Origin of the sequence: Pseudomonas sp. NPDC087358, assembly GCF_044900785.1 — a bacterium.
GTDB lineage: Bacteria > Pseudomonadota > Gammaproteobacteria > Pseudomonadales > Pseudomonadaceae > Aquipseudomonas.
The window spans coordinates 21451-30005 of sequence record NZ_JBJDOA010000004.1; the positions used below are offsets into that span (position 1 = coordinate 21451).

The following is an 8555-nucleotide window of genomic DNA, read 5'->3' on the forward strand; positions in this document are numbered from 1 at the left end:
CGCAGGGGTGTCCTTCCCGGACACCCCGCCGGTGAATGATTGACGCTCGCCGGCAGGTCTCCTGACTGGCGCGTCATCGCCGTGCTTCGGCCTTCCCGGGGCAACCCAGTGGCAATCATGAAGCAGGGCTCAGCGCCTACAGTTGCGGGGACAGTTCCGTTTGAGCCCCAGAGATCAGGGCTCGCGGATTCCCTATTAATTCCCAGTGGAAACCGGCGGCGGGGATGGTAAACGATTCGCCTGTCACAGGCGACAGCCGGGGGCGAATCAGCGGCCCGGTGACACTGCGCAGCGATTCTGCCCGGCCTGCAGCCCGAATCAACGACAGGCGCCGATGCTCATGGCCGAAACGGCCAGCCGATCACCTTCTTCGGCCGTGGGCTGGCGTAGGTGCGCACCTTGGAGGTTTTCAGACCCAGACGCACCAGCGACTCGGCCAGCGCAACCGCTGCGGTGACCCCATCGACCACCGGCACGCCGGCGCGATCGCGGATCATCTGATCAAGCCCGGCCATGCCGCCACAACCCAGGCAGATCACCTCGGCCTTGTCTTTGCTGACCGCCTCGACCGCCTGCTCTGCGATGGCTGCCAATGCACGTTCGGGCTGCTCTTCGAGTTCCAGCACGCTCATGCCGCTGGCCCGCACCGACGCGCAGCGCTCGAACACGCCGGCCAGCTTGAGCCGGTCCTCGATCAACGGCACGGCGCGGTCCAGGGTCGTGACCACCGAATATTTGTGCCCCAGCAACATCGCAAGGCTGGCCGCCGCCTCGGTGATGTCCACCACCGGCACCTCAAGCAACTCCTGCAAGCCTTCGCGGCCGTGCTCGCCATACCCGGCCTGGATCACTGCGTCATAGGGCTGGTCGTAGGACAGCACGCGGTCCATCACCGCGATGGCCGCCAGATAACTCTCGAAATTGCCTTCCACCGATTCGGCGCCGAAACGCGGGGTCAGGCCGATGATCTCGGTGCCGGGCGAGGCGACGCTACGCGCCTGCTCGGCGATGGTCTGAGTCATCGACTCGGTGGTGTTGACGTTTACGATCAGAATTCGCATGGGTGAGGTCTCTTGCTTGGGATCAATGCTGGACGTCCTGCACGGCGATGCTTTCACCGCTGACGTCCCTGAAGGTTGTACGGCGATCGGCCAGCAACAGATAAAGCGCCGCGCCAATGGCCGCGCCCATCAGCCAGGAGAACGACGACACCGAATCGAACGCCGGAACCAAAGCGGTGATGATCGAAATCAGCGCCGCCGGAACGAACGCCCAGACCGCACGCGGATTGACCCCACGCCAGTAGTGATAGGGCCCGGCAGGATTCTCGGTATACAGCTGCGGCACGTCGACCCGGCCCTTGCGCAGCAGCCAGTAATCGGCGGTGATCACACCATACAGTGGGCCGAGCAGGGCGCCCAGACCGGAGAGGAAATACACGATCACCACCGGGCTGTTGTACAGGTTCCAGGGCAGGATCAGCACTGCGACGATGGCGCTGAGCATGCCGGCACGGCGGAACGTCAGGTGCCGCGGTGCCAGGCTGCTGAGGACAAACGCCGGTGCGACGAAGTTGGCCATGATGTTCACAGCCACCGTGACGATCAGAAACGCCAGGCAGCCGAGCACCAGAAAGAACGTGCTGGGGATGGTCTTGATGATGTCGGTCGGGCTCTGGATGATCTGACCGTTGATGGAAAACTGCGCGCCGCAAATGATCACGGTGATGAAGGCGAACAGCAGCACGTTGATCGGCAGGCCCCAGAAATTGCCTCTGCGAATGGTCTTCTTGCAGGGCGCTGAGCGGGAAAAATCGCAGAAATTGAGAATCAGCGTGCCGTAGATCGCCAGCCACAGCGCGCTGCCGGCGAAGATACTGCGCCACATCTGCGCACCGTGCAGCGGCTCCTTGATCGTCCAGGCGATGTGCCCGTTGGCCTGGCTGTACATCCACAGCGCAAGGCTGGCCACCGTCAGCAGAATCACGGGACCGGCGAATGCTTCGTAGCGGCGCACCATCTCCATGCCGTAGGCGAGAATCACGAACTGCACCAGCCAGATGCTGACGAAACACAGCCAGCCCAGGCTGGAAAGACCGAGCCAGGAATCATGGTCGTAGTCTGCCAGCGCAGGGTCCAGCGCGGTCAGCAACACCCGCAACACCACCGAGGCCAGGTAGGTCTGAATGCCAAACCAGGCGATGGCGATCACCGCCCGGATCAGGGCCGGGATCTGCGCGCCGAAAATGCCGAAACTGACCCGGCTGATCACCGGGAATGGCACGCCGGTCTTCTGCCCCATGTCGCCTGTCAGGTTCATGCACAGATAAACCAGCACCGCACCGATGGCCAATGACAGCATGATCTGCCAACCGCCAAGGCCCAGTGCATAGAGGCCGATGGCAAACGAGTAGTTCGCAAGATTGTGTACATCATTGGTCCACAGAGCAAAGATGCTGTATCCACCCCAGGTTCTTCCCTGAGCGCGTCTGGGCGCCAGGTCATGGTTATGAAGACGGGGGCTCAGGGGCGGATAGTCGGCAGTCGAGGCACGGACGGCAAGGTCTGGATCCAGGGTGTTGTCTACTGGCATGTTCAACAATCTCCGGCGCTATTTGTATTTGTTTTTGTATACAGTGCGCAGGCAAGACTAACTCAAATGACAGATGAGTCAACGAGGACGTTACAGACGGGCTGGATTCAGGCGGGGCACAAGGGTTGGATCTGTACCCGGACGGGATGCCAGCGGTGGCGGCCTTGAAGACTCCACCGCCGGCAATTTGTGCAGCGTTGACTGATTTTTACCGGCGCGTTCCGGCGTCGGTCAATCCTTGACCGGTACAGGTGCCTGGGTGGCAATGAAACCCTGGTCACGCATGGCCTGCCAGAAGCCGTCCGGGACTTTGGCGTGGAACGCCGCGACGTCTTCTGCAATGCGCTCGGGACGACTGGCTCCCGGGATCACCGCGGCCACCAGATCGTTGGCGAGCACGAACTGCAAAGCCGCCGCTTTGATATTGACTTGATACTGGCGGGCGATTTCCTGGATGTGCGCCACCTTGTCGAGCATCGCCTGGGGTGCCTGTTGATACTCGAAATGCTCGCCACCGACCAGTACACCTGAGCTGTAGGGGCCGCCGATGACGAATTCGGCCTGGTGCTCGCGGGCCTTGGCGAACAGGCGCTGTAGCGGTTGATCGTGATCGAGCAGCGAGTAGCGCCCGGCCAGCAGGAAGCCGTCGGGCCGTGCTTCCTGCAGGTCCAGGGTCAGCTCACAGGGCTCGACGCGATTGACGCCCAGGCCCCAGGCCTTGATCACCCCCTCTTCACGCAGGCGGGTGAGGGTGCGAAAGGCGCCTTTGCGGGCCACGTTGAAATGCTCGATCCATTCATCGCCATGGGCGTCCTGCGCCACGTCATGGACGAACACGATGTCCAGCCGATCGGTACTCAGGCGCTTGAGGCTGGCTTCGATGGAGCGCAGAGTGGCATCGGCGCTGTAGTCGGTGACGATTTTGTTCTTCAATCCGTAGCTGAAAGGACCGCTGCGCGCCTGCTGGTCCTGCTCATCGCTGATCAGCCGGCCGACCTTGGTGCTGAGGGTGTACTGGTCACGCGGAACATGGGCCAGAGCGCTGCCCAGACGCTGCTCGGACAGGCCTGCGCCGTAGATGGGTGCGGTATCGAAATAGCGAATGCCCTGGTCCCAGGCTGACTGCACGGTGGCGGCGGCTTCGAGCTCACTGATCTCGCGGAACATGTTGCCCAGTGGCGCGGCGCCGAAACCGAGGCGGCCAATGATCTTGTCGTGCAGACTCATGAAGGTGTCCTGTCTGGGGTCATGTGGAGGCGCAACTACAGCGTCAACTATAGCCCCGCGTCTGCTACTGATCATCGGCACGCCCAGGAGTTCGCTGTCGGCCTGCTGTAGCACGTCAAGACCTGCGCACGGCTTGCTGATCGCAGGCATCCAGGACCTGTCCGCGCGGGCACACCTGCGCCGGGCGCTTGCCTCTGGTTTCAGGATTACAGAATGACTTCGTTGTCGGCCTGGCATGCAACTTTTGCAGCGGTTCCGACTTCCAAAGCTTCAGGCGACGGCCAAAGCCAATAGCCCGGAGACGGAGGGCAACAGATGAGTGAGCACATCGTGCATTTCCATTGTGGGGTCGATCAGACCAGCACCGAGCATTTTCGTGATCGCTGTCTGGAGGCGCTGGACAAGGGGGCCACCGGGTTGTTGCTGAACCTGTCGACCGCCGGTGGCAGCACGGCACTGGGCTTCACGATCTACAACTTTCTCAAATCATTGACAGTGCCCATCCGTGCGCTCAACAGCGGCAATATCGAGTCCATGGGCATCGTCATCTACCTGGCCGCACAGGAGCGGATCGCCTGCCCGCACTCGCGGTTTCTCATTCACCCGATGACCTGGTACTTCAACCAGAGCTCGGTGGATCATTCGCGCATGCGTGAATACCTGCGCAGTCTGGACAACGACCTGCAGCGCTACGTGAATATCTATCTAAGTGAAACCGAGGGCGCAGCGCACCCGCTGGACATAGGCAGGTGTCTGTCGGCAGAGGAAAAGGTCATCCGCGCCGAGGACTCGCTGGTTTGCGGCATCGCGCACCGCGTCGAGCAGTTACAGTTCGCTGAAGACGCCGTGCATTGGACGGTCAGCGGCAGCTAAGCTCAGCCTGTCAACCAGGCAGTGAGTCAACCCATCTGAACATCGAGGAGATTGCCATGCACCCCCAGCCACCCATCCCAGCAGAACCGCTGCGCCATCGCGTCAGTCATCCGGGCGAAGAAGAAGTGGAAGTTGACGTCGATAACGATCCTGGCAACGAAGACCCGGGCTCGCAGTTTGACCGCGATGCCACGGTGCCGCTGATCAATCCTGACGAATGACAGAAACACAAGAGCGAGAGCTTGCGCCCTCGCTCGGTCGGCTGATCAGTGATTGATCAGGATTTGCGGCCTGCGCCACCTTGTGGCATCTGGCCACCTTTCTTGTCGCTGGAGTTGGCGTCGGAGGATCCCTTGGCCCGGTCCTGGTTGGCATTGCTGCTGCCCGAGGCCTGTCCGCCTTTTTTGCCTGCTTCGGAAGCTTTCTGCCGGTCATTAGCGAAGTTGCCAGCGTTGCCAGGGTTCTGTTTTCCGGTGTTAGCCATGATCACATACCTCTTGTTATGGGAAAGGCGAGTTGTAAGGCTCGCACTATCTGGGATGAGGTAAGCGGGCGATGGTTTAAACATTTAACGGCTTACCGGACAAGCGGTGTATTGCTGTGGCGACGACACGGGGGTCACGGCCTTGGCAGCGCATGAACCCTACATGTGCACTTCAACCGCCAAGGGCAGATGGTCCGACAGATGGGTCCAGGGTCGGGTGCCAAGAATTTTCGGGTCATGGCTGGTGGCGTTTCGCAGGTAGATACGGTCCAGGCGAAGCAACGGGAAGCGCGCCGGATAAGTCTTCGCCAGGCGGCCCAGGTTGCGCTCGAACACCTCATGCAGGTATTCGCAGCGATTGAGCCGTTTGTTGCCCTGCAATTGCCAATCGTTGAAATCCCCGGCGATGACGACTGGCGCATGGGCAGGCAAGGAATCGAGCAGTGCGCAGAGCAGGTCCAGCTGTAGCTGTCGGTGGCTCTCCAGCAGGCTCAAATGAACGCAGATCGCATGCACCTCATCATGTCCCGGCACCTGCAGTACGCAATGCAGCAGACCGCGCCGCTCGGGGCCAGTGATCGACACATCCAGATTGCGGTAGTGCAGGATCGGGTACTTGGAAAGCAGCGCGTTACCATGATGGCCGTCGGGATAAACCGCATTGCGACCGTAGGCAAAGTCGCTCCACATGCTGTCGGCGAGAAACTCGTACTGAGAGGTTACCGGCCAGTCGTGAAAGCGCGCGGCGTGGCGATCATGGCCGCCCAGCACCTCTTGCAGAAACACCAGATCGGCGCCGGTACTGCGCACCGCTTCGCGTAGTTCCGGCAGGATGAAACGGCGGTTCAGCGCAGTGAAGCCCTTGTGGGTATTGACCGTCAGCACGCGCAGTTTGTGGACGTCGGGCGCATGGGCGAGGTCCGTTGAGGAAGCACTCAAGCCAGCAGGGTCGGGGGTCACACGCACGCTCCTGTTGCGAAGGGATGTGTTACTTCCGACCGAAGCGGCCTGGCGCAGTTCAGCTTTTTCTGTCCAGGCGCTGGCGGCGGCTCGATCAGACGCGCGTATCCACGCCCGGGCGGCGTGACAGCAGCAGCGTCAGGCCCAGGGCGAAGATCGACAGCACCGCGGCGAAGAAGAATATCCAGCCATAACCCATGCCCAGCGCAATGGCGCCCATCAATGGTCCGGAAATCGCCAGCGCCAGGTCGAAGAACACCGCGTAGGCACCCAGCCCGGCCCCGCGACTGCTGTTGGGCACCTGCTTGATCGCTTCGACGCCGATCGCCGGATACACCAGCGAAAGGCCGAACCCCGTCAGTCCTGCGCCAACCAAGGCCAAGCTGGTACTGGGTGACAGCCATAACAGCGCAAGCCCCAGGGTCTCGACCGACATGCAGGTGACGGCCGTGCGAAAGCCGCCGAAGCGTGTGATGGCGTTGATGAAAAACAACCGTGCAACGATGAAGCAGATGCCGAACACCGTCAGGCACCACGCTGCGCCTTCCCAGCCACGATTGGCGTAGTACAGGGTGATGAAGGTGGTCAGGGTGCCGTAACCGATCGACGAGAGCGTAAGGCTCAAGCCATAGGGCGCGACCCTGCCGAATACTGACCAGAACGCCATGCGCTCACCGCGTATCACCGCAACGGCGGGCTTGTTGCGGATCAACAGCAGCGCGCCTGCCGACAGCACGAACAGCACAACGCCGAGACTGACAAAGCCCAGTGCATTGACCATCACCACCCCCAGCGGGGCGCCGATTGCGATCGCGCCATAGGAGGCGATGCCGTTCCAGGAAATGGAGCGGGCAGTGTGCTCCGGCCCGAGCTGACCAATGCACCAACTGATGGTACCTACCCCGATCAACCCCTGAGAGCCGCCAAGGATAAGGCGGGCGATGACCAGTATCGTCAGGCTCAGGCCTGCCGTGTTTTCCAGCAATACGGCGACGACCGTCAGCACCCCGCTCAGGGCGATGCCCGAAAGCCCGTAGACGATCGCGCGTTTGGTGCCGATGGTGTCGCAGACCCGGCCGGCGACCGGGCGGCTGAGCAGCGTCGCCAGGTATTGCGAACCGATCACCAGCCCGGCCACCACGGCAGTGAAGCCCAACTGGTCATGCACATAACCGGGCATCACCGCGATCGGCAGGCCGATGCACAGGAAGGCGATAAAGGTGTAGAGGACGATGGAGATGATTTGCAGGGTGATCGCCAGTGTACTGGCATTTTGCGACGGCGCATTGGGCGGCAGGGCGGCAGACATGGGACTCTTCACTGGCGCGGTGGGAGTGCGCCATCATCGCCCGTGATCGCGATAAAGGAAAGCAGGCTAACGATTTAAACCGCTGTCGCCAGGTTTCGAGTTGCTGATCTGACTCAGTCCGGCTTGCCGGCGCAGGCAGGTTGCAGGCGCTACCGCGGGCCAATCGGACGGCTACCGGGAGCGTGCGCGCTGAACCGCGGCCCGTAAAAAAGCCCCGTCACAAGGACAGGGCTCGGGGTGCTACGCGAGGCTACTCAGAACACCACGCCCTGACTGCGCAGGTAGTCATCGTAGGTGCCGCTGAAGTCGGTCACGCCGTTAGGGCTCAGCTCGATGATACGAGTGGCCAGCGACGAGACGAACTCACGGTCGTGGCTGACGAAGATCAGCGTGCCTGGATAGTTTTCCAGCGCCAGGTTCAGCGCTTCGATCGATTCCATGTCCAGGTGGTTGGTCGGTTCATCCATGATCATCACGTTGGCCTTTTGCAGGATCAGCTTGCCGAACAGCATGCGCCCTTGCTCACCACCGGAAATGACTTTCACCGACTTGAGGATTTCGTCGTTGGAGAACAGCATGCGGCCCAAGGTGCCACGGATCACTTGCTCGCCCTGGGTCCACTGGCCCATCCAGTCGAACAGGCTGACATCGTCTTCGAAGTCGTGGGCGTGATCCTGAGCGTAGTAGCCCAGCTCGGCCGCATCGGTCCACTTGACGGTGCCGGCATCCGGCGTCAGTTCGTTGACCAGGGTACGCAGCAGGGTGGTCTTGCCGATACCGTTAGGGCCGATGATCGCCACGCGCTCGCCCGCTTCAACCTGGAAGCTGAAATCCTTGAACAGTTCCTTGCCATCGAAGCCCTTGGCCATGCGGTCGACGATGACCGCCTGACGATGCAGCTTCTTGTTCTGTTCAAAGCGGATGAACGGGCTGACCCGGCTCGAAGGCTTGACTTCGGCCAGCTGGATCTTGTCGATCGCCTTGGCGCGCGAGGTGGCCTGCTTGGCTTTCGAGGCGTTGGCCGAGAAGCGGCTGACGAACGATTGCAGCTCGGAGATCTGGGCTTTCTTCTTGGCGTTGTCCGACAGCAGTTGCTCGCGGGACTGGGTC

Annotated in this window: 9 protein-coding genes and 1 riboswitch; of the genes, 2 read left to right on the forward strand and 7 right to left on the reverse strand. The window is 61.4% G+C overall.

Going from position 1 to position 8555, the window contains the following annotated elements; all coding sequences use genetic code 11:
• Window positions 1–33: 33 nt before the first annotated feature.
• Window positions 34–232, reverse strand: a riboswitch (cobalamin riboswitch).
• Window positions 233–338: 106 nt separating this feature from the next.
• From ACI2KS_RS09810 to ACI2KS_RS09820, 3 genes are all read right to left on the reverse strand, one after another.
• Window positions 339–1061 carry an aspartate/glutamate racemase family protein gene (locus tag ACI2KS_RS09810; protein ID WP_404619544.1) on the reverse strand — a complete coding sequence of 241 codons (723 nt, stop codon included), beginning with the start codon at window positions 1059–1061 and terminating at the stop codon, window positions 339–341.
• A 22-nt stretch (window positions 1062–1083) separates the two neighbouring features.
• Complete coding sequence (locus ACI2KS_RS09815) at window positions 1084–2592, reverse strand: NCS1 family nucleobase:cation symporter-1 (protein WP_404619546.1); 1509 nt, start codon at window positions 2590–2592, stop codon at window positions 1084–1086.
• Window positions 2593–2823: 231 nt separating this feature from the next.
• A complete protein-coding gene (locus tag ACI2KS_RS09820; RefSeq protein WP_404619548.1) occupies window positions 2824–3819 on the reverse strand; it encodes an aldo/keto reductase in 996 nt (331 codons plus the stop codon).
• A gap of 315 nt (window positions 3820–4134) precedes the next feature.
• Between ACI2KS_RS09820 and ACI2KS_RS09825 the strand changes: the two genes are divergently transcribed.
• Window positions 4135–4692: an ATP-dependent Clp protease proteolytic subunit gene (locus ACI2KS_RS09825; RefSeq protein ID WP_404619550.1), complete on the forward strand. Its 558-nt coding sequence runs from the start codon at window positions 4135–4137 to the stop codon at window positions 4690–4692.
• Between the two features lie 56 nt (window positions 4693–4748).
• Entirely contained in the window at window positions 4749–4913 is a 165-nt protein-coding gene (locus ACI2KS_RS09830) for a hypothetical protein (protein WP_404619552.1), read from the forward strand.
• Between the two features lie 56 nt (window positions 4914–4969).
• On the opposite strand, the gene ACI2KS_RS09835 is transcribed toward ACI2KS_RS09830, so the two are convergent.
• The 4 genes from ACI2KS_RS09835 to ACI2KS_RS09850 form a co-directional block, all read right to left on the reverse strand.
• Window positions 4970–5176: a KGG domain-containing protein gene (locus ACI2KS_RS09835; protein ID WP_404619554.1), complete on the reverse strand. Its 207-nt coding sequence runs from the start codon at window positions 5174–5176 to the stop codon at window positions 4970–4972.
• 159 nt (window positions 5177–5335) lie between these two features.
• Window positions 5336–6115 (reverse strand): endonuclease/exonuclease/phosphatase family protein, encoded by a 780-nt coding sequence (locus tag ACI2KS_RS09840; RefSeq protein WP_404620684.1) that lies wholly within the window; start codon window positions 6113–6115, stop codon window positions 5336–5338.
• A gap of 115 nt (window positions 6116–6230) precedes the next feature.
• Window positions 6231–7445, reverse strand: a complete 1215-nt coding sequence (locus tag ACI2KS_RS09845) for an MFS transporter (protein ID WP_404619555.1) — start codon at window positions 7443–7445, stop codon at window positions 6231–6233.
• Window positions 7446–7699: 254 nt separating this feature from the next.
• The coding region (locus tag ACI2KS_RS09850; RefSeq protein WP_404619558.1) for an ATP-binding cassette domain-containing protein at window positions 7700–8555 on the reverse strand (856 nt) is incomplete at its 5' end.

What these genes read in the sequence shown, in the direction of transcription:
- ACI2KS_RS09810 (WP_404619544.1), bottom strand. Translation starts at nt 1,061, where the DNA reads ATGCGAATTCTGATCGTAAACGTCAACACCACCGAGTCGATGACTCAG.
- ACI2KS_RS09815 (WP_404619546.1), bottom strand. Translation starts at nt 2,592, where the DNA reads ATGCCAGTAGACAACACCCTGGATCCAGACCTTGCCGTCCGTGCCTCG.
- ACI2KS_RS09820 (WP_404619548.1), bottom strand. Translation starts at nt 3,819, where the DNA reads ATGAGTCTGCACGACAAGATCATTGGCCGCCTCGGTTTCGGCGCCGCG.
- ACI2KS_RS09825 (WP_404619550.1), top strand. Translation starts at nt 4,135, where the DNA reads ATGAGTGAGCACATCGTGCATTTCCATTGTGGGGTCGATCAGACCAGC.
- ACI2KS_RS09830 (WP_404619552.1), top strand. Translation starts at nt 4,749, where the DNA reads ATGCACCCCCAGCCACCCATCCCAGCAGAACCGCTGCGCCATCGCGTC.
- ACI2KS_RS09835 (WP_404619554.1), bottom strand. Translation starts at nt 5,176, where the DNA reads ATGGCTAACACCGGAAAACAGAACCCTGGCAACGCTGGCAACTTCGCT.
- ACI2KS_RS09845 (WP_404619555.1), bottom strand. Translation starts at nt 7,445, where the DNA reads ATGTCTGCCGCCCTGCCGCCCAATGCGCCGTCGCAAAATGCCAGTACA.